Genomic DNA, 24,640 nt, shown 5'->3' with positions numbered 1-24,640 from the left:
TTGGTTGCGGGGGCCGGATTTGAACCGACGACCTTCGGGTTATGAGCCCGACGAGCTACCAAGCTGCTCCACCCCGCGTCCGATTTTCACCGTTAAGTACGATGACAACTTTAAATTTGGAGCGACACACGAGGTTCGAACTCGTGACCTCAACCTTGGCAAGGTTGCGCTCTACCAACTGAGCTAGTGTCGCATTTGGTTGCGGGGGCCGGATTTGAACCGACGACCTTCGGGTTATGAGCCCGACGAGCTACCAAGCTGCTCCACCCCGCGTCCGATTTTCACCGTTAAGTACGATGACAACTTTAAATTTGGAGCGACACACGAGGTTCGAACTCGTGACCTCAACCTTGGCAAGGTTGCGCTCTACCAACTGAGCTAGTGTCGCATTTGGTTGCGGGGGCCGGATTTGAACCGACGACCTTCGGGTTATGAGCCCGACGAGCTACCATGCTGCTCCACCCCGCGTCCGATTTTTTGAAAAGCAAAACAATTGAATATTTGCCTTTCGAGGCTGCGCATTATACGAAGAAATTAGACGGATGCAATACTTCCTAAAAAAAATATGGAAATTTCAATGCGACCGTCTAAATCATCATCAAATTTTGAAAATATGTTCACGATAGTAACGCAACTCATTGATTGAATCACGAATATCGTCCAGAGCCAGGTGACTGCCTTTTTTGTGGAATCCGGTCCGCAGATCAGGCTGCCAACGGCGGGTAAGTTCTTTCAGTGTACTGACATCCAGGTAACGGTAGTGAAAGTATTGCTCCAGCTCTGGCATATGTTTGTACAAAAAGCGGCGATCCTGCCCGATGCTGTTACCACAAATTGGTGACGCACCTTTAGGTACCCACTGCTCCAGAAAGGCAATGGTCTGACGCACAGCTTCTGTTTCATCAACCTTGCTCTCGCGCACTCGCGCTACCAACCCACTTTTAGTATGGGTGGAAGTGCACCACTCATCCATTTTTGCTAATTCCGACTCTGGCTGATGAACCGCCAGTACTGGTCCTTCAGCCAGCACATTCAGCTGCGCATCCGTCACGATCGTCGCAATCTCAATAATTTTATGGGCTTCAGGATCCAGCCCGGTCATTTCTAAATCGATCCAAATAAGGTTCTGATCGCTGATCGTCATCGGATATTGCCTATTCTATGAGTAAACCATGTATGATAATACCAAATGCAAGCCGATTGCGGGGAACAGACTACATTCCCTGACGGCAAACGCCTTTATTTTATCGTAAGCCAACTAACTGAACGAAATTCTTGTGGCAAAAAAGAAAAAGCTGACCAAAGGACAGAGCCGTCGTGTGCGCTCTAACCAAAACAAACGCCTAACGCGCGAAAAAGATGATATCCAGTGGGATGAATCCCTGCTGGAGTCAGCCCGTGAAGGCCTGGTGATCACCCGTTTCGGCCAGCATGCCGACATTGAAGATCCGGAAACCGGTGTGATTCACCGCTGCAACCTGCGACGCAGTATCCAGAGCCTGGTGTCCGGTGATCGCGTGGTTTGGCGCCCAGGGGTGGAAACCCTGCAAGGTATTGCCGGAGTGGTAGAAGCCGTACACGAACGCAGCTCCATGCTGACTCGCCCTGACTACTACGATGGCGTTAAAGCCGTGGCGGCAAACGTCAATCAGATCCTGATTGTATCCGCCGTTGTTCCGGAGTTGTCACTGAATATCATCGACCGCTACCTGATCGCAGCGGAAACGGTAGGGATCGAACCCCTGATCGTGTTAAACAAAGTCGATCTATTGGATCCGGAAGCGCGTCACACCGTTGAGCAGATGCTGGCCCTGTACCAGAATATCGGTTATCAGGTGCGTATGGTCAGTTCCACCACCGGTGAAGGGCTGGACAGCCTGAATGACGATCTGAAAGATCACATCAGCATTTTTGCCGGTCAATCCGGCGTGGGGAAATCCAGCCTGGTGAACTCGCTGATGCCGGAAGTTGACGCCGAGGTAGGTGACATTTCTGAGAACTCGGGATTGGGCCAGCACACGACTACCGCAGCCCGTCTGTATCACTTCCCGCACGGCGGTGATTTGATTGACTCACCGGGAGTCCGGGAATTTGGTCTGTGGCACCTTGAGCCGGAGCAGGTAACCAATGCATTTGTGGAGTTCCGTGATTTTCTGGGCGGTTGTAAATTCCGCGACTGCAAACACGGCGACGATCCGGGCTGTCTGATCCGCCAAGCGGTTGAAGAGGGTAAAATCAGCCAGGAGCGCTATGACAGCTACCACCGCATAATTGAAAGCATGTCAGAGAACGTTGCTAACCGGCAATTCTCCCGCAACAAACCCGACTGATCCCCACTTCCCCCAACAATTGGGGGAAGTCTTCCTGGCCGGATGAGACTGACTTTGTTCGCTAAGTCAGGTATCATGCCCGGCTAGCGTTATGAATAAGTAATCATCTTGTTGATCGACTGAAAGTTTCTGGAAAGATACCGTGCACGACAATCTTAAAATCGGCCTGCAGTACTGCGCGCCTAAACAGACCCTGACCCAGCTTGCCGGCAAACTGGCTTCCCTGAAAGCCGGTAAACTGACAACGGCGGTAATCCGCTGGTTCATCCGCCGCTACGGCATTGATATGAACGAAGCACGGAACCCAGATCCGGCTGCTTATGCGACCTTCAACGACTTTTTTGTGCGTGAGCTGAAAGAAGGCGCACGCCCAATCGACGAAGACGCCCAAACGCTTTGTCACCCGGCAGATGCCTGCGTCAGCCAATTAGGCCCGGTAACGGCGGGACAGTTAATCCAGGCCAAAGGGCACACCTATGAAGCCGTTGAGCTACTGGGTGGCGATGCTGAGCTGGCTGCACAGTTCGATGACGGCCTGTTTGCCACCCTGTACCTGTCGCCGAAAGATTACCACCGCGTCCACATGCCATGTGACGCAACGCTGCGCCAAATGATTTACGTTCCGGGTGAGCTGTTTTCCGTAAACCCGCTGACGGCACAGAACGTACCGAACCTGTTTGCCCGTAACGAGCGCGTCGTCTGTATCTTTGATACCGATTTCGGCCCAATGGCACAGGTACTGGTGGGTGCCACCATTGTCGGCAGCATCGAAACCGTCTGGGCAGGCACAATCACGCCACCTCGCAGTCCACGCGTGCATCGCTGGGACTACCCGGCAGACGGTGAGCAAGCCATCACCCTGAAAAAAGGGGAAGAAATGGGTCGCTTCAAGCTGGGATCAACCGTGATTAACCTGTTCCCGAAAGCCGCCGTTGAATTTGTGGAAGGTCTGGAACCGACCACCCCGACTTTGATGGGCAGCGCGTATGCCCGCCGCCTGAATGCTGATGCGACAGTCGCTGACATCGCACAAGCATAATCAGTTAACACTTTTACATTTAAGGGGCCTCTGGCCCCTTTTTTTGTGCAAAAAATCGACCACGCCGAGGGAATTCCCCTCCCCTCAATAGTATGCTGGCGGCTATTAATTCATATGCAAACCAACAGACTATGCCAACATTTTCGCTTGCCCATATCTTCAAACTGCTGGTTGCTTTCGGGATCCCGCTCGGTATCCTGACGCTGCCGATTGATGCGATTCCGATTGACGATCTCACCCTGACCCAGCATCGTCTGCTGGCCATTTTTGCCCTCGCGGCCCTGTTGTGGGTACTCGAGCCAGTGCCGGTATTTGCCACTTCCATTCTGATTATCGCCCTGGAACTGATCATGATTTCCGATAAAGGGCTGCACCTGTTCCGCATTCCCCCGGAAGGGCACGACATGGGGGTAATGCTGCAATATACCGACATTTTTGGCGCCTTTTCTTCACCGATCATCATTCTGTTTATGGGCGGCTTTGCCCTCGCGATTGCCGCCTCCAAATATGAACTGGATAACAATCTGGCCCGGGTTCTTTTAAAACCGTTTGGGACCCAGCCCAAGTTCATCATGCTGGGCCTGATGCTGATCACCGCAGTGTTCTCGATGTTTATGTCTAACACCGCAACCACAGTGATGATGCTGGCACTGCTGGCCCCCATTGTGGCCTCGGTTCCCAAAGGAGATATCGGCATCAAAGCGCTGGTGCTGTGTATTCCTGTCGCGGCGAACACCGGCGGCATCGCCACGCCGATCGGAACCCCGCCCAACGCCATTGCCCTGCAGTACCTGACCGGAGAAAACAGCATCAGCTTTTTGGGCTGGATGACCATCGGCCTGCCGTTTGTGATTCTGCAGCTGACTTTTGCCTGGTGGTTGCTGCAAAAACTGTTCCCGTCCTCTCAGCGCCATATGACGCTCCAGCTGGACGGTCAGTTCCAAACCAGCTGGCAGGCAATCGTGGTGTATATCACTTTTGCCCTGACGATAGTGCTGTGGATGACCACCGCCCTGCACGGCATGAACACCTATGTGGTATCGATTATTCCACTGGCGGTGTTCACGCTGACCGGCATCATGGGGAAAGAAGAACTCAAGCTGATCAACTGGGATGTACTGTGGCTGGTTGCCGGGGGGATTGCGATTGGCCTCGGACTGGAGAAAACCGGTCTGGCTGAGGCACTGGCCCATGCCGTGGACTATGATGTGCTGTCGCCGATTGCCGTTGTCCTGACTTTGTCGATGATCTGCTGGCTGATGGCCAACTTCATGTCCAACACCGCCACCGCTAACCTGTTGATGCCCATTGCCGCAGCCGTGGCGACCTCCATGGACAGCCTGGCGTCACTGGGCGGGTTGCAAGGGGTGCTGGTCGTGGTCGCTTTCTCGGCCTCTCTGGGGATGATCCTGCCGGTGTCTACGCCACCGAACTCCCTGGCGTACTCAACCGGACTGATTGAGAGCAAAGACATGGCCAAGACCGGCCTCATCATCGGGCTGGTTGGCCTCGCCGTCGTCTATGCCGGTGCCATGATCATCACCTGACCGTCAGCGTCTTTGCAGGAAGACGCTGTCGCGTAACGCTGAGACACAACGTTTATGACAAGGATGCGGCCTCACACCGCATCCTTTTTGCGTTCAACGCCCTGAAAAACCGAGTTTTGCAATGAGGGTCACGTAAAAACTAACATTTCTGGCTAATGATAAGCCCCAAACCGCCGATAAATGTTCATATTGCCGACGTTCTGACGCGCTTTTATCCGAACCCAGCGACAATCACACAGCCACACAACCACCTCCTCGCAATAACACTAAAAACATGCGCATTCGAGAGAGATATGATGAAACTGACACTAAAACTCAAAATACAGATCGCCATTGCAGTGATCATTGCCACCGTGAGCGCCGTTCAGGCGTGGATATCCATTTCCCAGCTGAAAGCAGAAACTACCTATGCCGTCAGTAACCAGATGAAAGACATGGGCCAGGCCACCAGCCGTTACATTACTGACTGGCTGGCAATCCGCAGTGACATGCTGCTGGCCAATGAAACCCTGATCGCCAATCAGGACAATATCGACCGTGAGTTACTGCTGACCAAACGTGCCGGCCAGTTCCTGTCGGTCTATGCCGGTTTCAGCGACGGCCATATTGCCTATGGCGATAAAACCGAAGACTGGCCGGCAGATTACGATCCCCGTAGCCGTCCTTGGTACAAAGATGCCATGGGGCAAAGCGGCCTGATCGTGACCGCACCTTATCAGGACTTTGACGGCAGCATGGTGGTCAGCCTGGCCAAAGCCTTCCGGGGCAAACATCAGGGCGTACTGGCGGCCGATCTGACCATTACTGACATCATCCAGCAGGTACTGAGCCTGAAGCTGGATCACGACGGTTTCGCCTTCCTGCTGGATGGCAACAACCAGATAGTGGCCTACCGCGATGAATCGCTCAGCCAGCAAGCCCTGACCCGTCTGGATGCCGATTTAACGCCCGCACTGCTGAAACAAATTGAGCGCGAGCAAACTATCCACGCTTTCCGTTTTGACACTGACAACCGTGACAAACTGCTGTATGCCACCCCCATCGCCGGGACGGACTGGACCCTGGTACTGGTGGAAGACAAAGATCTGGCCTATGCCTCGATTGGCCGCCAGATCACGTTTGTTCTGCTGGCCTCGGTAGCACTGTATGTGGTGATCGCCGCAATCGCGACCCTGATCTTCAACAGCCTGCTGCGTCCGCTGACCCGCCTGAGCGAGTCGATGGCGCAACTAGCACAAGGCAGCGGAGACCTAACCCAGCGTATTGATATCGAGCGGCAGGATGAAATTGGGGAACTGGCCGAGCACGTTAACCGCTTCCTCGGTCAATTGCAGTCGATGATTAAAACCATTGTCGCGCAGTCGCACACCCTCGGTGAGCAGGCCGGTCACTCCGCCAATCAGACGGAAATGGCCAGCCACAAAGTGGCCGAGCAGCAAAATGACGTCAACCAGATCGCGACCGCCATTCACGAAATGTCGGCCACTTCTGCCGAGGTCGCCAGTCATGCCGAGTTGACCGCCTCGGCGGCGCAGGCTTCCACCACCGCCTGCGAAGAAGGTCAGGGCGTAATTGGCCAGAACCGTCATGCCATTACGCAGCTGGCCAATCAGGTGCAGGATGCCGCTCATGTGATTCACGAACTGGAACAAAATGCCCAGAATATCAACCAGATTCTGTCAACCATTCAGGGCATTGCCGAGCAGACGAACCTGCTGGCGTTGAACGCTGCCATTGAAGCCGCCCGGGCCGGGGAACAAGGCCGGGGATTTGCGGTGGTCGCCGATGAGGTTCGCGTCCTGAGCCAGCGCACCCACGACTCAACCGAGGAAATCCGCAGCATGATTGACACCCTGCAGCAGAACACCCGTCAGGCGGTTGAGAGTATGGAGACCAGTACCGAATTGGCCGGTCAGAGCGTCGGTTACGCCGAAGCCGCCAGCGAAAGCCTCAACCAGATCACTCAAGCGATTACGGAAATATCGGACATGGCGACCCAGATTGCCAGTGCCGCCGAAGAGCAGCGCGCCGTGAGTGAAGACATCAGCCGCAATACTCAGGCCATCAAAGATGTCTCGGATCATTTGGCGGTCCAAACCGGGGCCGTGACCGAAAGCGCCCGGGCGATGCACCGTGCAGCAAACGAAATGCGTGAAGATGTCTCTCGCTTTCAGGTCTGATTGCCGTGACGAAACGGGTGTCGTCATGAACATCGCCTCTTAAACACTCAGGCAATAACGTCTGGTTGTTCCTTCTCCGGCCGCCTTTATTGCGCGGCCTTTTTGTTTTCCTTACAACCGCTTCGCCTCTCAGCCGTCTAGGCTTGATACCAGGCAAGCGAAACGCCCGCAGCAAAGCTGCCGACACGACGGCACGGTGCCAACTGCCTCGCAAAACTAAGACCTAACTTTTCATTATCTGCCGTCATTTTTTGCTAGATTCCAACATAGCTGCCAAAACGGCGATTTCCTCATTCCCCCCACCCGGCACCGCCGTAAAATGCGCCGGCCGAGCCAGACAGCCCGGTCATATAACAATCAGAGAGGGCAACATCGTGAACACAACCATGACCAAAGCAGCATTATTCTTGCTGGCCGCCAGCTGGGCCACCCAAACCAGCGCCGCCGACTGGCATTATGAGGGCGCCCATGGCGTCGAACACTGGGGTGAGCAGTTTGAAACCTGTGGCGAGGGGCTGAACCAGAGCCCGGTAAACATAACCGAAACCCTGTCCGCCAAACTGGCACCATTACATATTGATTACCAAGGCCAGGTGAGTGAACTTATCAACAACGGCCACACCATTCAGGCCAATGTCAGCGGGCAAAACACCCTGGACATTGAGGGCGAAACCTTCACCCTCAAACAGTTCCATTTCCACACGCCGTCAGAAAACACCATCAAGGGCAAACAATTTCCGCTGGAGGTCCACTTTGTCCATGCCAGCTCACAAGGGCAACTGGCTGTCATTGCCGCCATGTTTGAAACCGGCCCGCGGGGTAACGCAACCCTGGGCAACCTGCTGAACAGCCTGCCGGAAACCGGGGAAACCCGCACACCGGGTGCAACCATCAACCCGGCTGACCTGTTGCCGCGTGAACGCGACTATTACCGTTTCAGCGGCTCGTTAACGACCCCACCTTGTACCGAAGGAGTACGCTGGTATGTGTTGAAAGAGCCTCAGGCCAGCAGCCCTGCACAGACCACAGCCCTGCACGAAATCATGGGGGATAACGCCCGACCGGTGCAGCCGCTCAATGCCCGGGTGATCCTGCAATAACGACCGCCGCAGATTCCGTCTGCCATCCCTGAACGCCCACCGCCCCTGACACATCCGGGGCAGCCGACCCGCGCTGCCCCAAGCTCTGCCAGCCAGCCAGAAAAACATTGCACCGCTTGGCACCCTTGCCGCAAGATAAGCGCCCTGCACCGCTGTGCTTCGCCCGATGCGCAGGCAACTCACTGTACGATAAGGAATATCATGGGTTACGAATGGCTGGCGCTCGGCGCCGCAATGCTGTGGGCTGTCAGCAGCCTGATTTCTGTCACACCGTCCCGCCATCTCGGCGCCTTTGCCTACAGCCGCTGGCGGATGGCCTGCGTCACGGTCATGCTGTCCGTCATGGCCTTACTGAACGGCGGCTGGGCCACCCTGCACTGGGAGGCGGCCAGCGTCATGCTGTTATCCGGTCTGGTTGGGATCTTCATCGGCGATACCGCCTTGTTTGCCTGTTTCAACCGTATTGGCCCGCGTCGCGCCGGACTGCTATTTTCCTGCCATGCGGTTTTTTCAGCGTTACTCGGGATCTGGCTGTTTGATGAACAGCTACTGGGTTGGAAACTGGTGGGTGGCATTCTGGTGTTCAGCGGCGTGGCTCTGGCCATCTTTTTCGGCCAGAGCCGTCAGAAAGATGCCAGCCACCACCATTGGGAAGGCAGTCACGGTACCCTGTGGGTCGCAATTGCTCTGGGTCTGACTGCAGCACTGTGCCAGTCGTTAGGTGCGGTGATCGCCAAACCGGTGATGCAGACCGATATTGACCCGGTTGCAGCGTCAGCCATGCGCATGGCCAGTGCCTTTGCTGCGCACAGTCTGCTGCGAATCACCGGGCTGCGCCTCGCCCGTCCGCACCAACCAATCACCCTGTCCATTTTTCTGCAGGTTGCTCTGAATGGCTTTCTGGCTATGGCGGTCGGAATGACATTTATCCTCTATGCCCTGCGCTACGGCGATGTCGGCATGGTGGCGCTGCTCTCTTCAACGACCCCGATCATGATTCTGCCTCTACTGTGGCTGTATACCCGAATCATGCCGCCCTGGCAGGCCTGGTGCGGCGCCTGTCTGGCAGTGCTGGGCACCGTATTGATTCTGAGCCACTAAGCGCCACACAGCTCAGGCAATGATGACAAGCTTACGTAGACGTTTGAAATTAGGTATCAGAGCTTAAAACTATCAATAAAAGGGATGCATCCCACACCAGCAATTGAGAATCATTTGCATCTACGTGATAGCGAGTTATACTTGCCACGTGTGAGTCAGCTCTGCGGGCGGTAAGACGCCTTGAAATCCTAACTGACGCCTGACCACACCGTCCACAGGCTGTTCCTCATGCCCTATGGCCGGGGCAGCGCTCCGTCAGAGGAGCTCAGACTGACAGACAGTCATCCACGGGTGACTGTCTGTCGAGTCTAAGTTTAAGCTTGGCCTACCTTAGTCTGCCTTAGCCTCTTTCAGACTCTCTCATTCGTTGTGTTGGTCGATACGATCCTTATCAGGCAATCTCGATCGGAAACGCTGTTACACGATCAATATGATCCAACCCCAGAGCCAGCATGATGAGACGATCAATGCCTAACGCCACGCCAGCACAGTCAGGAAATCCCGCCCGAAGGGCGTTGACCAGATGCAGGTCAATCGGCTGTGGTGCCAGCCCCATCTCCAGTCGTTTGCGGTTGTCGGCTTCAAACCGTGCCAGCTGCTCATCGCCGTCGGCCAGTTCATGGAAACCATTCGCCAGCTCAATGCCTTTGAAATACACCTCAAAACGTTCTGCTACCCGCTCATCTGCCGGGCTGATTTGCGCCAGCGCCGCCTGAGAAGCAGGGAAATCATAAACAAACGCCGGGGCCTGCTGGCCAATTTTCGCTTCCACTCCCACGCTAAACAGTAACTGAAGCAGGGTATCCCGATCGTCTTCCGGCTCTGCAATATCAGCCAGTCCCAGCGTCGCCGCGACCGCTTTGAGTGCATCCATCTCCGCCGTCAGCGGGCACACGCCCAGTACCGTCAGAAACGCCTGCTGATAGGTCATGCGCTCTGCGGCCCCGCACTGCAGCACCATCTGCAACAGGTCATCCATTTCGTCCATCAGAGTGTGATGGTCAAAGCCCGGACGATACCATTCCAGCATGGTGAATTCCGGATTGTGATAGCGCCCGGATTCTTCATTGCGGAAGGATTTACAGATTTGGTAAATCGGCCCGCTACCTGCCGCCAGCAAGCGCTTCATATGAAATTCCGGGCTGGTCATCAGATACAGTTGTTGCCCGTTGGCAAAGCCCGGCCCAACAAACTGGGTCTGGAAAGTGTGCAGGTGAATGTCTGTCACGGTCGCCTGGCTCATCGCCGGGGTGTCCACTTCCAACACATCACGGGCGGCAAAAAAGGCGCGGATCTGAGCCAGAATCGCGGCTCGCTGCTTCAGTTGAGGAAGGGATGCAGTAGGTTGCCAATGGGTAGTCATAGCCGGTTTCGATCTTTCTAACTGCTGAAATAAAGGCCGTTATGGTAGCAAATCTGCGGATCTGAAACAGCCGCTCTGTGCACCCGCAACTTATGAATAATTATGAACAAAATAAGACACGAAACCACAGCGACAAAACCACACCAAACACACATTGAGTTAACAATCCGGTCACGTCAGCGATATTAAACTAACATTCTTTCTGGGCAGAATGCCTTGTTCATCGGCTATCTTATTGGACAACAAGGATTTACGCCATAAAATAGAAACACATCAACAACGAGCCAGAAACATCTAAAACAACTCGTTTTCAGTTGCTAACAATGACAAAACATTACAGCTTGTGACAATAATCACAGTTTCTGTAATCACCTTACTCTTAGGGGGTATTTCCTTGGAAAAGATGCGTCTAAATCAAATTTTCTACTGATTTTGTTTCATAGAATGAACTTAGGATTTCAAGGTTAAGTGCGCCCGGCGCACTTTTATAATTTTCGTCTTACCTTCGGAGGATAGCTGTGAAGACTATTACCACAGATATCGCTGTTGTCGGCGCAGGTGGTGCAGGCCTACGTGCTGCCATCGCTGCGGCAGAAGCAAACCCAGACTTGGAAATTGCACTGATTTCTAAGGTTTACCCAATGCGCTCGCACACCGTAGCCGCAGAGGGTGGCTCCGCTGCTGTCATCAAGGATGAGGATAGCTTAGACAACCACTTCAACGACACCGTTGGTGGTGGTGACTGGCTATGTGAACAGGACGTTGTTGAATATTTCGTAGAAAACGCCACTCGCGAGATGACCCAGTTGGAACAATGGGGCTGTCCGTGGAGCCGTAAAGAAAACGGTGAAGTAAACGTTCGTCGTTTCGGTGGTATGAAGGTTGAGCGTACGTGGTTCGCGGCCGATAAAACCGGTTTCCACATGCTGCACACCCTGTTCCAGACCTCTATCAAGTACAAGCAAATCAAACGCTTTGACGAATACTTTGTGGTTGATCTGATCGTCGATGACGGTGAAGTACAGGGCCTGGTGGCTATCCACATGTCCGAAGGTGAGCTGATCTGCATTAAAGCGAAATCTGTGATCCTGGCCACTGGCGGTGCGGGCCGTGTTTACCACTGCAACACCAACGGCGGCATCGTGACCGGCGACGGTATGGCGATGGCGTTCCGCCACGGCGTGCCACTGCGTGACATGGAATTCGTTCAGTACCACCCAACGGGCCTGCCTGGCACCGGTATCCTGATGACCGAAGGTTGTCGTGGTGAAGGCGGTATCATCGTTAACAAGAACGGTTACCGTTACCTGCAAGACTATGGCATGGGCCCTGAAACGCCAATCGGCCAGCCAAAGAACAAATACATGGAGCTGGGCCCTCGTGACAAAGTGTCACAAGCGTTCTGGCACGAGCAGCAAAAAGGTAACACCATCAAGCACCCACTGGGCGATGTGGTTCACCTTGACCTGCGTCACCTGGGTGAAGAATACCTGCATGAGCGTCTGCCGTTCATCTGTGAACTGGCGAAAGCGTACGTCAACGTGGATCCGGCTAAAGAGCCGATTCCAATTCGTCCGACCGTGCACTACACCATGGGTGGTATCGAAACCAACAGCCACAACGAAACCCGCATCAAAGGTCTGTTTGCCGTTGGTGAATGTTCATCGGTAGGTCTGCACGGTGCGAACCGTCTGGGCTCTAACTCCCTGGCTGAGCTGGTTGTCTTCGGCCGCGTTGCCGGTGAAGGTGCGGCTGAGCGTGCACAGTCTTTCAAAGGCTGGAACGATGCGGCAGTAAAAGCACAGATGGACGCGGTTCAGGCACGCATCGATGCTCTGATGGCTCAGGAAGGCGACGAAAACTGGGCTGACATCCGTACTGAAATGGGTCAATCCATGGAAGCCGGTTGTGGTATCTACCGTCAGGAAGATCTGATGCAAGCCACTATCGACAAGTTGGCTGAACTGCGTGAGCGCTACAAGAAAATCAGCATCAAAGACAAAGGCAAAGTGTTCAACACTGACCTGCTGTATGCGATTGAAGTGGGCTACGGCCTGGAAGTGGCAGAAGCCATGGCACATTCCGCCATCAATCGTCGTGAATCGCGCGGTGCGCACCAGCGTCTTGACGATGGCTGTACCGAGCGTGATGACGTGAACTACCTGAAACACACTCTGGCATTCTATAACGGTGATCAAGCACCGCGTATTGATTACAGCGATGTCACTATCACCAAGTCGCAGCCAAAAGCCCGTTTGTACGGCGCGGCAGCGGAAGAAGCGGCAGCTAAAGAAGCCGCTGAGAATAAGTAAGGAGCAGGCATAATGTCAGACAATCGCATTCAGAAAGTAGAAATTCTGCGTTATGACCCGGCGAAAGACGCAGAGCCGTACTTCGAAATGTTCGAAGTCCCTTTTAACGAAACCATGTCCGTGCTGGACGCGCTGGGTTACATCAAAGATAACCTGGACAAAGATCTGGCTTACCGCTGGTCTTGCCGGATGGCGATCTGTGGTTCATGCGGCATGATGGTCAACAAGGTGCCAAAACTGGCCTGTAAGACCTTCCTGCGTGATTACCCGAACGGTCTGAAGATCGAAGCACTGTCTAACTTTGCGATCGAAAAAGACCTGATCGTTGACATGACGCCGTTCATCGAGCGTCTGGAAGCCATCAAGCCATACATCATCGGGAACAATCGCAAACCGGAAGACGGCCCGAACAACCAGACTCCGGCACAAATGGCGAAGTATAAGCAGTTCTCCGGCTGCATCAACTGTGGCCTGTGCTACGCCGCGTGTCCGCAGTTCGGCCTGAACCCTGAGTTCATTGGTCCGGCAGCACTGACCCTGGCTCACCGCTACAACCTGGACAGCCGCGACAATGGCTCTGCAGAGCGTATGAAGCTGATCAACGGTGAAAACGGTGCATGGGGTTGTACGTTCGTGGGCTACTGTTCGGAAGTGTGTCCGAAGAGCGTAGACCCGGCAGCAGCGGTTAACCAAGGCAAAGTGGAATCATCAAAAGATTTCGTCATTGCCATGATGAAACCTCAGGAGGCATAAGGATGACCAATCGTAAACCTTACGTTCGCGAAATGAAGCGTACCTGGTGGAAGGATCACCCTTTCTACCGCTTCTACATGGTGCGTGAAGCCACGGTTCTGCCGCTGATCTTCTTCACCCTGTGTCTGACCTTTGGTCTGGGCTGTCTGGTGAAAGGACCGGAAGCCTGGCAGGGCTGGCTGGACTTCATGGCTAACCCGGTTGTCATCGTGCTGAATATCCTGGCACTGGCCGGCAGCCTGTTCCATGCGCAAACGTTCTTCAGCATGATGCCTCAGGTTATGCCGATCAAAGTGAAAGGCAAAGCCCTGGATAAGAAAGTGGTTGTCCTGGCCCAGTGGGCTGCGGTTGCTGCGATCTCCCTGTTCGTTCTGGTACTAGTTTAAGGAGTGCATTGTGGTTAATCTCAATCCAAGACGTTCTGACGAGCCAATCTGGTGGGGACTGTTTGGTGCAGGTGGTACCTGGTTCGCCATGATCACCCCGGTAACGGTACTGGTTCTTGGCATCATGGTACCAATGGGTATGCTGGATGCAGACGCAATGAGCTACGAGCGCGTGTCCGGTTTCGTGACCAGCATCATCGGTGGCCTGTTCACCATCGCGACACTGGCGCTGCCAATGTGGCATGCGATGCACCGTCTGCATCACGGTATGCATGACCTGAAAATCCATGCTGGTACAGCAGGTAAAGTGGGCTGTTACGCCACGGCTTTCCTGATTTCTGCCCTAGCCGTGATTTTTGTCTTCATGATTTAAGACAGATCCTGACCATTAAAAAGCACCGCAATGCGGTGCTTTTTTTATTGCCGGGTTTGATGACCGTGTCCGATTACTTCTCTTTGGCGGCCAGTTTGTCGCTTTTTTCCAGCAGCCCCAACGCACCAAGCCCGGTGATCACATCCAGGTTGGAGGTCATCTTGCCGCCTTCCCCGCCACCAAAATAGTTTTTCGGCATTTCCACCTGATAGTTCTTGAGGTTATTGTACAACGCCGTGGACACATCCCGGTTCAGCTCGGCCAGATAGACCTCACGGTTAGCGCCGTACGCATCGTATTTCGCTTTCAGGATTTCCGCCTCTGCCCGGCCCTTGGCCAGAATCGCTTTGGCTTCATACTCCGCCGACAGGGAGTTCGCTTTCTGAATGGCCAGGTTGGCTTCGGCAATGGCCAGCTCCTTTTCTTTTTCGACTTCAGCCAGACGCTTTTTCTTCTCGACTTCGACGATTTCCCGCTCCGCAATCTGGCGTGCGACTTCAACCTCTTTCTGCTGAGAAATGATCGCCAGCTCTTTGTTGCGCTGGGCATCCTGTACTTCACGGGTTCGCTGAATTTCTTTACGCAGCTGCTCGGTTTCTGCCTGCGCTTTTGAGGTTTCCTGCTCCTGAATGGCCCGGATACGATCAGCAACCAGACGTTTCTTGTCCGACAGCAGCTTATCCAGTTGCTCTTCCGGCTTAGGATCCCCAATCGTGACCTGCGTGACCGCAATGCCGTACTGGCTGAGCGGGTTGTCCTGACGTTTCGGGCTGCCTTGTTTGTCAAACACCGGGACGGTTTTCCACACCAGCTGCTGGGTACGCTGCAACTGATTCGGGTTGGTCTGATTAATGCCCACCGGTGCCAAGTCAATCTGTTCGACTTCCACCTGACGCCGCTCGGTCATGTAGATCCCGTCGCGCAGCTGATCACCCAGCTTAGATTTAAACTGGTTAAGCCCGCCCTGAAAAAACTCCTCCCCCGTGTATTGGGTGGCCGTAATGACCGTCACGTTCCGGGCGTTCTTCACCAACAACGCATCGATCAGGTTATTGTTATTACGAAATTCACGGTGCATTTTGATGATGGCTTGTGGATCCTGAGACAGCTTAAAACGAAACGTCACCGGAATCTGGCCGATATAGGTGTCAGCAAACCGCACTTGAATCGCCGGCAGGCGCTGATAGAAGTCTTCCCCGGTCGTATTGCCGTAAGACACCGTAATCACCTGATCATATTGGGTGATTTTGGACAAAAAAGGCATCCGCAAGTGAATGCCGGGCTCATTGAACACCGCCAGCTCACCGGTCACGTTATTCTGGTGCACATAGGTGTAACCGGCATCGGTCATCAGGATGGAGTTATTGATCAGGCCAAATAGCGCTGCCGCACCAAGAATGCCACCGACCACGGGCATAGAGACTTTGTTTTTCAATACCGCCTGCAACTGAGGTTTCGCGTCCACGTCTGATTCCTTCTGAATTCATCAACGCCTCAATAGTAAACAGATAGCATATCAAGCGTTAGCAATTCTTTGCTTTGACAGGAATTTACCGTACACGCTTCAAAAAACGCCTTGCCGCAGACATAAAAAAAGGCCGCCTGAGCGACCTTTTTTGACGAATCAACCGCCTTATTTCACGCGGCTTACGTATTCACCAGAGCGAGTGTCAACTTTGATCACTTCACCGATCTGGATGAACAGAGGAACACGTACGACAGCACCGGTTGACAGTGTCGCAGGCTTACCACCTGTACCCTGAGTATCACCTTTCAGGCCTGGATCCGTTTCAACCACTTCCAGCTCAACAAAGTTTGGTGGCGTTACCGCGATTGGGTTGCCGTTCCACAGTGTCAGCGTACAAGCGTTGTTTTCTACCAGCCATTTCGCGTTGTCGCCTACTGCTTTCACATCTGCCGCGATCTGCTCGAACGACTCATTGTTCATGAAGTGGTAGAACTCACCGTCGTTGTACAGGTAGTCCAGTTCAGAATCAATTACGTCAGCAGCTTCAACGGTTTCGCCAGATTTGAAAGTCTTCTCAAGAACCTTGCCAGAAAGCAGTTTACGAATCTTAACGCGGTTAAATGCCTGGCCTTTACCTGGCTTAACAAATTCGTTTTCGATAATGACACACGGTTCATTATCTAGCATAATTTTCATTCCGCCGCGGAATTCATTGGTGCTGAAAGACGCCATTTTTATCCTCTTAACATCTTCGAGTTGTAATTAATGCCGCACATAATAACCCGAAACGCCGCAACTGTTGAGCAAAACTGGCTTAATGATCTTGCGAATGCGATTTCTGATCCGATTCAGCTGCTAAATACCCTGCAAATTGATCCAGCCCCGTGGGAGCAAGGGTTAGCAGCCCGGAAATTATTTGCGCTGCGTGTCCCTAAGAGCTTTGTCGATAGAATGGAACTTGGCAACCCGTATGATCCATTATTGCGCCAGGTGCTGCCCTTAGCGGAAGAATTTGAAGTCCATGACGGGTATTCCAACGACCCACTGGAAGAACAGGATAACGACATCCCGGGGCTGCTGCACAAGTACAAAAACCGGGTACTGATGATTGTCAAAGGCGGTTGTGCGGTCAACTGCCGCTACTGTTTCCGCCGCCACTTCCCGTATCAGGATAATCCCGGCAGCAAACGCACCTGGCAACTTGCCCTCGACTATATTGCCAGCCAGCCGGAGGTCAATGAAGTGATCCTGTCTGGCGGCGATCCGCTGATGGCCAAAGACACGGAACTGGAATGGCTGATCAGTGGTATTGCGGCAATCCCTCATGTCAAACGGCTCCGCATTCACTCCCGTTTGCCGGTTGTCATTCCGGGGCGTATCACTGACGAGTTATGTCAGTTGCTGAGCCAAAGCCGACTGCAGGCCATTATGGTGACCCACATTAACCACGCCAATGAAATCAACGGTGAATTGACAGCAGCCATGGCCAAACTGAAACTGGCCAACGTGACCCTGCTGAACCAGGGCGTATTGCTGCGGGGGGTCAATGACTCTGTCGGTGCCCTGACGCAACTGAGCGAAGCGCTGTTCAGCGCCGGTATCCTGCCTTATTACCTGCATGTGCTTGATCGGGTACAGGGCGCGGCACATTTCATGGTGGGCGATGACGAAGCCCGTCGCCTGATGGCGGGGCTGATGGAAAACGTGTCCGGTTATCTGGTACCGAAACTCACTCGCGAGATTGGCGGTCGCCGCAGTAAAACCCCGCTCGATCTTCATCTCGAATAATCTTTCCCCCCACGCATTCTTTTCTAAAGGGCAGTCAAACTGCCCTTTTTTTCACCGTTCGCACCACCCTTTCGCCTCTTGCTCGCTTTTTTGTTAAAGAAACCATACAGCGTGTCGTAAATTACATACTGACACCGTACAAAATGGAATAAAGATCACATTCTGTACAAACAAGAAGCCACAAGAATAATCACAATCCTATGAATTTAAAAAATAAACTCTCGGCCTGCTTTGCAGGTCTGTCACTCATCATCATCCTTCTCCTTTCTTTCCTTTCTTATAACGCTCTCAAGGAGGCCACGCTCGCGGGGCTGAATGATGAACTGATGACCGCAGCCAATGCCACCTACCACATTATTGGTGACACCACACACGACCGCCTAAACACCACGGCGGCTGACGACTACGACACCATCTCCCGCCGTCTGGCGGACTTCATCCAGGCCGCGGATCTGGACTGGACATATGCCACGGTGCAACGCGGGAACCGCATTTACTACACCTATATTAACCAGACCAAAGAGGAACTCCAGCGCGGTCAGTACCAGAACTGGTATCTGCAGGAATACAAGGTGGTGCCGAAGCAACTGCAAGAGGCATTTAACACCAACCGGATCCAGTTTGAAGACTACCAGGGCGAGTATGGTCAGTACCGCTCTATTTTCGTGCCGTTTCACAATGACAAGGGTGAGCGCTACGTGATTGGGGTGGATATCTCACTCAGTGAAATCAATCAGATACTGAATGACGCCCTGAAGCAGACCGGCGTGGTAGGATTGCTGGTGCTGCTTGCTGCACTGGTGGCCGCACGCGTTATTGCCTCACCGATTGTGGCACCGGTCAATGCCCTGTATGAGGTACTGACGGATATTGCCAACGGCAACTGGAACTTGAACCATCGCGTACCGGTGACCACTCAGGATGAGCTCGGCAAGATGTCAGAAGGATTCAATACCTTTATGGCCGCTCTGCGCAATCGCATCCAGGAAGTCAGCCAGTCAACGGAAAGCGTGGCGGCGATCACCGCCCAACTGGATCCCCTGATTGCCGCCGTGACCCAACGCTCGATGGCTCAGGCCGAAAACGTCGGCAACAGCGCCACGGCCATAGAGGAGCTGGCAACCAGCACACAGAGTATTTCAGGGGTGGTGGTTCAGGCTAACCAGCAAATGTCGCACATTGAAACGCAGACGCACACCACAGTAGATGCGATCAATGAAGCGGTCGCTGGGATGCAGCAAGTTCAGCGCGAAACCAATGAGTTAGCGGACAAATTAAAACAGCTGGACGGACGCGCGGGAGAGATCAACTCCATTCTGGACGTGATTAAAGGAATTGCCGACCAGACTAACCTGCTGGCCCTCAATGCAGCCATTGAAGCCGCCCGTGCCGGTGAGCAGGGCCGGGGGTTTGCGGTGGTCGCCGATGAGGTTCGTCAGCTGTCTGAACGCACGGCCAAGGCAACCGTCGAAATCAGCACCATGATCACCGCTATTCAGCATGACACTTCTGACGCCACCGAAACCATGCAATTTGCAGTGACTCAGGTGGATGCCTGCGTCCAGCATGCCGAGCAGGCCAATACGACCTTGTGTGAGTTCCGCAATGAAATCACTCAAATAACACAAGGGATGGATGAAATTACGGAGTCCGTTCGAGAACAAGCCTATGCCGCCGAGCACCTGTCGTCTAACGTGGCCGATCTCAGTACCAGCGCCGATGAAAACCGCCGTTCTACCGAAGAAGCCAAACAAGGCGTTGAGGAGTTGCACCGCCGCTCCAGCAGCTTGCGCGACGTGGTCCAGCTTTTCTCGTTCTGATTCATACCGCAACACACGACTAACGGAAAATAACAATGGTAAAAAAACTCAGTCTGCTGTCTCTTTCTTTGCTAGGGATGAACATGGCTCAGGCAGCTCCGCTGCTGAACAATGACAGTCATACACAAGTGATGGCAGAACGCGTGGCAGCCAGTAACGCCTGGCTGGAAATTGATACTCAGGCCTTCAGCCACAATATCCAGCTGCTGAAAACGCACCTGAACGGCAAATCAAAAATCTGCGCCATCATGAAAGCCGACGCCTACGGCAATGGTATCGCCGGCTTGATGCCCACCGTCATTGCTAATCAGGTTGACTGCATCGGTATCACCAGCAATGAAGAGGCGCGCACGGTACGCGAACAAGGGTTCAAGGGCCAGCTGATGCGGGTACGTTCAGCCAGCCGCAACGAGATCGAAAACGGCCTGCAATACCACATTGAAGAGCTCATCGGCACGCGCAGCCAGGCCGAGCAGATTATCGACATTTCGCAACGTCACAAACAGCCTATTGCTGTGCATCTGGCACTGAATACTTCAGAAATGGGGCGGAACGGACTTGAACTGGGTACCGAGCAAGGCAAGCAAGACGGCCTGTACATTGTTCAGTCGGCGGGCCTTAAAGTCGTGGGCATCATGACCCATTTCCCGAATGAAGGCATTGAGACCATTAAGCAGAAAGTGACGCAGTTTAAAAGTGATGCCCAGTGGCTGATTGATAACTCGCCGCTCAAACGCGAAGACATCACACTGCATGTGGCCAACTCGTTTGCGACCCTGAATATCCCCGAGGCGCACTTAGACATGGTGCGCCCGGGCGGCATGCTGTACGGCGACTACCCGGCCACGGCACCGTACAAACGTATTGTGTCGTTTAAAACCCGCATTGCGTCCCTGCACCCGTTCCCTGCCGGCAGTACCATCGGCTACGGCAGTACCGCCGTGCTGGAGCGTGACTCGGTGCTGGCAAACCTGCCGATTGGCTATTCCGACGGCTTTGCCCGTTCTCTGGGTAACAAAGGCAGTGTGCTGATTAACGGCCAACGCGCCAAGGTGGTAGGGGCCGCATCCATGAACACCATCATGGTCGATGTGACTGACATTCCAACGGCGCAAGCCAATGATGAAGTGGTAGTTTTCGGTACTCAGGGCAAGAACACAATTACCGGTGAGGAAACGGAGGAGCATAGCGACCGCATACTGCCGGAACATTACACCATCTGGGGTATTACAAACCCGCGCGTTTACCTGTAAATCCCTGAGCGGCAAAAGGTTCAGACCACCGTCTGCCCTTGCCGCTTAAGCAATGTAGAAGCACAAGCGGAGAGCCGCCCATTCGGGCGCTCTCCGCTTTTTTCTCTGCTCGATTCCGTTGCTATTCCCTTATTTCCTTTCGTTCATGTCCTGATCTTTTCATTCCTCTGCATCTACTCTTTTTAGCCGTCTGTGAGCGCTTTACCGGCCGCTTTTTCTTTTAGCGGCTGGCAAGATCCCTCCGTAACCGCTTGGTTTAACAACAAACCCGCCAATAACGACCTGACGCTCAGCAATCAGCATCAGGCCTTGTTTTAACAGCCAGAAAAAGCAGCCCACAACAGGGCAGATCCGGCTACACGCGACAGGGACACGCTTATCGCGTACAGCTTTTTATTAAAAAACTAGCTTTTTTGCGATCAAAATAAGCACATGAATAAAAACACCAAAAAATAGCAATAAACCTTTGAATTTAAATCATTATTTTTTCGTGCAGCTTTTCCAGCTTTTTCCATTGAAAACACATGGTAACCCAGTGGGTTACTATAGACTTAAAGGTGGTAAGATAATAAACACATTGACTTGTCACGATAAAAAAAGATCATGGTCAAATCGCTCGCTTTTTAGCACGATGAGGCGCATAGTCCCGCTCCATCCTGCTGACGAGAAGACAGCCAAACTTCCCGTACACAGTCTATAATCAATACCATTTAACGAGAATCGACATGAAAATTGGCATCCTTTCCCAGAACGACAAGCTGTACTCTACCCGACGTCTGTGCGAAGCCATTGAAGCGCGTGGCCATGAAGCCGTGGTCATAAATGCCCTGCGTTGTTACATGAATATCAACTCAGTAAAACCCTCTATTCATTTTGAAGGTCAGGACCTGACCGGGTTTGATGCCATTATTCCGCGCATTGGCGCCGACATTACCTTCTTCGGTTGTTCGGTGTTACGTCAGTTTGAAATGATGGATGTATTCTCTGTAAACCAATCCATCGCGATTACACGTTCACGGGATAAGCTTCGCTCCCTGCAGCTACTTAGCCGCAAGGGAGTCGGTATGCCAATTACCGGCTTTGCCAGCAAACCGGATGACATCCCAGACCTGATCAAAATGGTCGGCGGTGCTCCACTGGTGATCAAATTGCTGGAAGGTACCCAAGGCATAGGTGTGGTACTGGCGGAAACCCAAAAAGCGGCAGAGAGTGTTATCGAAGCCTTCATGGGTCTGAAAGCCAACATCATGATTCAGGAGTACATCAGAGAAGCCGGTGGCGCAGATATTCGCTGCTTTGTTATTGGCGATAAAGTTATTGCCTCAATGAAGCGTCAGGCTGTTGAAGGTGAGTTCCGCTCTAACCTTCACCGTGGCGGCAGTGCCTCCCTGATCCGTATAACGCCGGAAGAACGCAGAACTGCCGTGGCAGCAGCCAAGGCGATGGGACTGAGTGTTGCTGGTGTCGATCTACTACGGTCAAACCGTGGTCCGCTGGTGATGGAAGTCAACTCATCCCCAGGCCTGGAAGGCATTGAAACGGCAACCGGTAAAGACATTGCTGGCATGATTGTCGAATACATCGAAAAAAATGCCGGTCGTCGCATGCGTCACCACATGCATCAGTGATCTGACTCCAAGTCATCAAGATCACATATTTACCTGCCAGTATGGACAACCATACTGGCAAGGAAAACTAAACAGCCTCCGGGCTGTTTTTTTCTAACATAAGCTTTCTACTTTACTTTTTTGGAGATAACCGCCCATGTGGCCTGATATTGACCCGTTTACCTGGCCTGCCATTTTGCAATGTGCCATCTGCGGGGCAGTGATTGGTTTTGAGCGACAAGTTCGCGGCAAACCGGTCGGGATTCGTACTTCCACCCTGATTGTGCTCGGGACTTACTGTTTCATTACCTTGGGGGAAACCTTGTCGGTAAACAATGCCGATATTTCGCGGGTACTGGCGCAAGTCATCACCGGGATCGGTTTTCTGGGCGCCGGGGTGATGATGAATCGTGATGGTCAGGTACATGGGGTCACATCGGCCGCCGTAATCTGGATGCTGGCAGCCCTTGGGATTACCATCGGCCTCGATTATGGGCAGACCGCAGTGATCATGACCGGACTGGTTGTCGCCATCCTGCTGGGTGTCGATAAACTGGAAAACAGTCTGCGTTTTCTGCGCAATGGTGTCCATGCCCATCTGAGCGATCGCCAGCAACGCAAAAAGATGAAACGGCACCAGGCGGCGGAGTCGGATCAGCCTTAACGCTTATATCTCCCAACGTAGGCGAGCTTAGAAGGTATCGCGCTAAAAGGTTTTGCGCTTATAAAAGCCTGATCGCTTAATTCTGAGGATTCCTGAGGTTTATCCCCTCGCCAATTTGTTCCAAACCGACGTACAGCTTTTTACTTCACCGCTTTTTTACGGCATCGCCGGCACGATCGAATGTGCAGCTTTTAAAGACATGAACACGGAAAAGCTGTACAAATTCACACCCTGTAATCAGTCCCACCAAGTAAACGCATAAGCTATTGTTTTTAAATGGTTTTTAAAGCGTGCAGCTTTTCTGGCTTTTTTCCTGATAAACCCCTCCTAGGTTCTTCATCGGCGATACCCACCTGACTTCCTGTTCAGGATGCCTTTCCAAACCCATGTTCAGCTTTTTTATATAAAAACAGCAAAAAGCTCACCATTCTATTTCCCTTTTTAGAAACGATAGGATAAACCAAACAAAATTATGATTTTATTGATGTTTTTATAACGTACAGCTTTTTCGGCTTTTTCCTGAGTAAACTCACTCGGCCAATTTAGCGCAGTCCTCTCTTCACTCAACGTGCAACTGTTCAACCACAACACGCTTTTGTACAGCTTTTTATGGAAATGACAGCAAAAAGCCACCCACATTCCACACCAAATAAAAACCAACGAATGTATAGCTTCAAGCTGTTGTTTTTAAATAAATAAATTAACGTACAGGTTTTCCAGCAATTTTCCTGACGAGCTGGATGGCAGAATGATTGGCGTTTCTGCCTAGCTGCGTTGAGGCACACTGAACTCAGGCCACACAGGGCCAGCTCAGATACCGGTGAACACAATGAGTTTTTCAAGCAAAGAAAAGGCTACAAAAAGACAGCCATTCCGAAAACGCGAGAATCACAGGAGACACAGACGGCAAGCCGTGGGATGAAGGGAAAGCTACAATCAGCCGGTATACTCCAGCAGACATAAAAAAACGGAGGCGTTAAGCCTCCGTTTTTAGCAACACTGGACAGTGAATTAAATGTCGGGTAGCAGCAGAGCATTACTGTACCGCCGCCCCCTAAGAACCGTACGTGCGAGTTTCCCCGCATACGGCTCAAGCCTTTATAAACTCAAATAAAATTTTGAGTCGGAAACAGAATAAACTATCCGATTACATCAGTATAAGTAAACGACTTATGGCCCAGCTTAGTCTTGCCATACAGGTCTTTCCTCATTGCAACAACAATATTGCCAATAACTCTTTGACCTTCCTCAGGATCAGGAACATCCCCTTTATTTTCAATAACCAACGAGACCATTTCATTAATTGCTTCAATCACTTCATCGGAGCAGTAGAGCCAAGACTTGTACTGCTCTTCGAAAAACTCTTTTTTAGTCTCAACATTCGCTGTTTGACCAACAAAGCCCTGAAGCTTAATGAGTAGTTTCGCGTATTGTTCTTCCTTGTATTTCAAGGCCGACTCTCCTCTTTTGGATTTAATACCAAAGTAATATGTCAGTATTGAACCAATGACTAAGGAGAAGACGGGTAATAGGGACTTAAAAATTTCCATTAAACA

The 24,640-nt window shown here is 52.6% G+C and carries 20 protein-coding genes and 5 tRNA genes; 15 read left to right on the top strand and 10 right to left on the bottom strand.

All coding sequences use genetic code 11. The annotated features are described in order from the left end of the window. Nucleotide 1: 1 nt before the first annotated feature. From C9I92_RS23560 to orn, 6 genes are all read right to left on the bottom strand, one after another. A tRNA-Met gene (locus C9I92_RS23560) sits at nucleotides 2–78 on the bottom strand. Nucleotides 79–117: 39 nt separating this feature from the next. Beyond that, nucleotides 118–193 (bottom strand) — tRNA-Gly (locus tag C9I92_RS23555). Nucleotides 194–196: 3 nt separating this feature from the next. After that, nucleotides 197–273, bottom strand: a tRNA-Met gene (locus C9I92_RS23550). Nucleotides 274–312: 39 nt separating this feature from the next. After that, nucleotides 313–388 (bottom strand) — tRNA-Gly (locus tag C9I92_RS23545). A gap of 3 nt (nucleotides 389–391) precedes the next feature. Further along, nucleotides 392–468: transfer RNA gene (locus C9I92_RS23540), tRNA-Met, on the bottom strand. A 130-nt stretch (nucleotides 469–598) separates the two neighbouring features. Beyond that, nucleotides 599–1,144, bottom strand: a complete 546-nt coding sequence (gene orn / locus C9I92_RS23535; protein WP_047885233.1) for an oligoribonuclease — start codon at nucleotides 1,142–1,144, stop codon at nucleotides 599–601. A gap of 133 nt (nucleotides 1,145–1,277) precedes the next feature. On the opposite strand from orn, the gene rsgA reads away from it, so the two are divergent. The 6 genes from rsgA (at nucleotide 1,278) to C9I92_RS23505 (ending at nucleotide 9,297) form a co-directional block, all read left to right on the top strand. Further along, nucleotides 1,278–2,330, top strand: a complete 1,053-nt coding sequence (rsgA, locus tag C9I92_RS23530) for a small ribosomal subunit biogenesis GTPase RsgA (protein ID WP_047885234.1) — start codon at nucleotides 1,278–1,280, stop codon at nucleotides 2,328–2,330. Between the two features lie 142 nt (nucleotides 2,331–2,472). Further along, a complete protein-coding gene (asd, locus tag C9I92_RS23525; RefSeq protein ID WP_047885235.1) occupies nucleotides 2,473–3,369 on the top strand; it encodes an archaetidylserine decarboxylase in 897 nt (298 codons plus the stop codon). A 131-nt stretch (nucleotides 3,370–3,500) separates the two neighbouring features. Beyond that, on the top strand, nucleotides 3,501–4,916 hold the full coding sequence (locus C9I92_RS23520; protein ID WP_047885299.1) for an SLC13 family permease: 1,416 nt from the start codon (nucleotides 3,501–3,503) through the stop codon (nucleotides 4,914–4,916). A 296-nt stretch (nucleotides 4,917–5,212) separates the two neighbouring features. After that, a complete protein-coding gene (locus C9I92_RS23515) occupies nucleotides 5,213–7,096 on the top strand; it encodes a methyl-accepting chemotaxis protein (protein ID WP_047885236.1) in 1,884 nt (627 codons plus the stop codon). Between the two features lie 386 nt (nucleotides 7,097–7,482). Beyond that, the gene (locus C9I92_RS23510; protein WP_047885237.1) at nucleotides 7,483–8,196 is read left to right on the top strand and encodes a carbonic anhydrase; all 714 of its coding nucleotides are present in this window, start codon (nucleotides 7,483–7,485) and stop codon (nucleotides 8,194–8,196) included. 201 nt (nucleotides 8,197–8,397) lie between these two features. Next, nucleotides 8,398–9,297 (top strand): DMT family transporter, encoded by a 900-nt coding sequence (locus C9I92_RS23505; RefSeq protein WP_047885238.1) that lies wholly within the window; start codon nucleotides 8,398–8,400, stop codon nucleotides 9,295–9,297. A gap of 391 nt (nucleotides 9,298–9,688) precedes the next feature. Here the strand turns inward: C9I92_RS23505 and epmA are convergent, their stop codons facing one another. Beyond that, the gene (gene epmA, locus C9I92_RS23500) at nucleotides 9,689–10,660 is read right to left on the bottom strand and encodes an elongation factor P--(R)-beta-lysine ligase (protein ID WP_047885239.1); all 972 of its coding nucleotides are present in this window, start codon (nucleotides 10,658–10,660) and stop codon (nucleotides 9,689–9,691) included. A 518-nt stretch (nucleotides 10,661–11,178) separates the two neighbouring features. On the opposite strand from epmA, the gene frdA reads away from it, so the two are divergent. From frdA to frdD, 4 genes are read left to right on the top strand one after another with little or no spacing between them, the layout of a single operon-like run. Further along, nucleotides 11,179–12,972, top strand: a complete 1,794-nt coding sequence (gene frdA / locus C9I92_RS23495) for a fumarate reductase (quinol) flavoprotein subunit (protein WP_047885240.1) — start codon at nucleotides 11,179–11,181, stop codon at nucleotides 12,970–12,972. Nucleotides 12,973–12,984: 12 nt separating this feature from the next. Further along, entirely contained in the window at nucleotides 12,985–13,725 is a 741-nt protein-coding gene (locus C9I92_RS23490; protein WP_047885241.1) for a succinate dehydrogenase/fumarate reductase iron-sulfur subunit, read from the top strand. 2 nt (nucleotides 13,726–13,727) lie between these two features. Continuing rightward, nucleotides 13,728–14,111: a fumarate reductase subunit FrdC gene (frdC, locus tag C9I92_RS23485; RefSeq protein ID WP_047885242.1), complete on the top strand. Its 384-nt coding sequence runs from the start codon at nucleotides 13,728–13,730 to the stop codon at nucleotides 14,109–14,111. A 10-nt stretch (nucleotides 14,112–14,121) separates the two neighbouring features. Beyond that, nucleotides 14,122–14,484 (top strand): fumarate reductase subunit FrdD, encoded by a 363-nt coding sequence (gene frdD / locus C9I92_RS23480; protein ID WP_047885243.1) that lies wholly within the window; start codon nucleotides 14,122–14,124, stop codon nucleotides 14,482–14,484. 73 nt (nucleotides 14,485–14,557) lie between these two features. Here frdD and C9I92_RS23475 read toward each other — a convergent pair whose 3' ends face one another. Beyond that, nucleotides 14,558–15,901 carry an SPFH domain-containing protein gene (locus C9I92_RS23475; protein ID WP_084712556.1) on the bottom strand — a complete coding sequence of 448 codons (1,344 nt, stop codon included), beginning with the start codon at nucleotides 15,899–15,901 and terminating at the stop codon, nucleotides 14,558–14,560. 216 nt (nucleotides 15,902–16,117) lie between these two features. Continuing rightward, a complete protein-coding gene (gene efp, locus C9I92_RS23470) occupies nucleotides 16,118–16,684 on the bottom strand; it encodes an elongation factor P (RefSeq protein WP_047885245.1) in 567 nt (188 codons plus the stop codon). A gap of 33 nt (nucleotides 16,685–16,717) precedes the next feature. Here efp and epmB point away from each other — a divergent pair, with 33 nt between their 5' ends. The 5 genes from epmB (at nucleotide 16,718) to C9I92_RS23445 (ending at nucleotide 23,084) form a co-directional block, all read left to right on the top strand. Further along, complete coding sequence (gene epmB / locus C9I92_RS23465) at nucleotides 16,718–17,740, top strand: EF-P beta-lysylation protein EpmB (RefSeq protein ID WP_047885246.1); 1,023 nt, start codon at nucleotides 16,718–16,720, stop codon at nucleotides 17,738–17,740. 200 nt (nucleotides 17,741–17,940) lie between these two features. Continuing rightward, nucleotides 17,941–19,560 (top strand): methyl-accepting chemotaxis protein, encoded by a 1,620-nt coding sequence (locus tag C9I92_RS23460; protein ID WP_047885247.1) that lies wholly within the window; start codon nucleotides 17,941–17,943, stop codon nucleotides 19,558–19,560. 35 nt (nucleotides 19,561–19,595) lie between these two features. Next, complete coding sequence (alr, locus tag C9I92_RS23455; protein ID WP_047885248.1) at nucleotides 19,596–20,813, top strand: alanine racemase; 1,218 nt, start codon at nucleotides 19,596–19,598, stop codon at nucleotides 20,811–20,813. A 725-nt stretch (nucleotides 20,814–21,538) separates the two neighbouring features. Then, nucleotides 21,539–22,441, top strand: a complete 903-nt coding sequence (gene rimK / locus C9I92_RS23450; RefSeq protein ID WP_047885249.1) for a 30S ribosomal protein S6--L-glutamate ligase — start codon at nucleotides 21,539–21,541, stop codon at nucleotides 22,439–22,441. A 136-nt stretch (nucleotides 22,442–22,577) separates the two neighbouring features. Beyond that, complete coding sequence (locus C9I92_RS23445; RefSeq protein ID WP_047885250.1) at nucleotides 22,578–23,084, top strand: MgtC/SapB family protein; 507 nt, start codon at nucleotides 22,578–22,580, stop codon at nucleotides 23,082–23,084. A gap of 1,139 nt (nucleotides 23,085–24,223) precedes the next feature. Here the strand turns inward: C9I92_RS23445 and C9I92_RS23440 are convergent. Further along, nucleotides 24,224–24,634, bottom strand: coding sequence for a hypothetical protein (locus C9I92_RS23440; RefSeq protein ID WP_211263835.1), 411 nt, complete (start codon nucleotides 24,632–24,634; stop codon nucleotides 24,224–24,226). Between the last annotated feature and the right edge of the window lie 6 nt (nucleotides 24,635–24,640).

It is taken from the genome of Photobacterium ganghwense, assembly GCF_003025595.1.
In the GTDB taxonomy this organism is placed as follows: Bacteria; Pseudomonadota; Gammaproteobacteria; order Enterobacterales; family Vibrionaceae; genus Photobacterium; species Photobacterium ganghwense.
Note: the sequence above shows the minus strand (reverse complement) of the source record. Positions and strands in the feature narration are given on the sequence as shown.

Coding starts and splice junctions, on each gene's coding strand:
- orn (WP_047885233.1), bottom strand. CDS start 1,144: ATGACGATCAGCGATCAGAACCTTATTTGGATCGATTTAGAAATGACC.
- C9I92_RS23520 (WP_047885299.1), top strand. CDS start 3,501: ATGCCAACATTTTCGCTTGCCCATATCTTCAAACTGCTGGTTGCTTTC.
- C9I92_RS23515 (WP_047885236.1), top strand. CDS start 5,213: ATGAAACTGACACTAAAACTCAAAATACAGATCGCCATTGCAGTGATC.
- C9I92_RS23510 (WP_047885237.1), top strand. CDS start 7,483: ATGACCAAAGCAGCATTATTCTTGCTGGCCGCCAGCTGGGCCACCCAA.
- C9I92_RS23505 (WP_047885238.1), top strand. CDS start 8,398: ATGGGTTACGAATGGCTGGCGCTCGGCGCCGCAATGCTGTGGGCTGTC.
- epmA (WP_047885239.1), bottom strand. CDS start 10,660: ATGACTACCCATTGGCAACCTACTGCATCCCTTCCTCAACTGAAGCAG.
- C9I92_RS23490 (WP_047885241.1), top strand. CDS start 12,985: ATGTCAGACAATCGCATTCAGAAAGTAGAAATTCTGCGTTATGACCCG.
- frdC (WP_047885242.1), top strand. CDS start 13,728: ATGACCAATCGTAAACCTTACGTTCGCGAAATGAAGCGTACCTGGTGG.
- C9I92_RS23475 (WP_084712556.1), bottom strand. CDS start 15,901: ATGCCCGTGGTCGGTGGCATTCTTGGTGCGGCAGCGCTATTTGGCCTG.
- efp (WP_047885245.1), bottom strand. CDS start 16,684: ATGGCGTCTTTCAGCACCAATGAATTCCGCGGCGGAATGAAAATTATG.
- epmB (WP_047885246.1), top strand. CDS start 16,718: ATGCCGCACATAATAACCCGAAACGCCGCAACTGTTGAGCAAAACTGG.
- C9I92_RS23460 (WP_047885247.1), top strand. CDS start 17,941: ATGAATTTAAAAAATAAACTCTCGGCCTGCTTTGCAGGTCTGTCACTC.
- alr (WP_047885248.1), top strand. CDS start 19,596: ATGGTAAAAAAACTCAGTCTGCTGTCTCTTTCTTTGCTAGGGATGAAC.
- rimK (WP_047885249.1), top strand. CDS start 21,539: ATGAAAATTGGCATCCTTTCCCAGAACGACAAGCTGTACTCTACCCGA.
- C9I92_RS23445 (WP_047885250.1), top strand. CDS start 22,578: ATGTGGCCTGATATTGACCCGTTTACCTGGCCTGCCATTTTGCAATGT.
- C9I92_RS23440 (WP_211263835.1), bottom strand. CDS start 24,634: ATGGAAATTTTTAAGTCCCTATTACCCGTCTTCTCCTTAGTCATTGGT.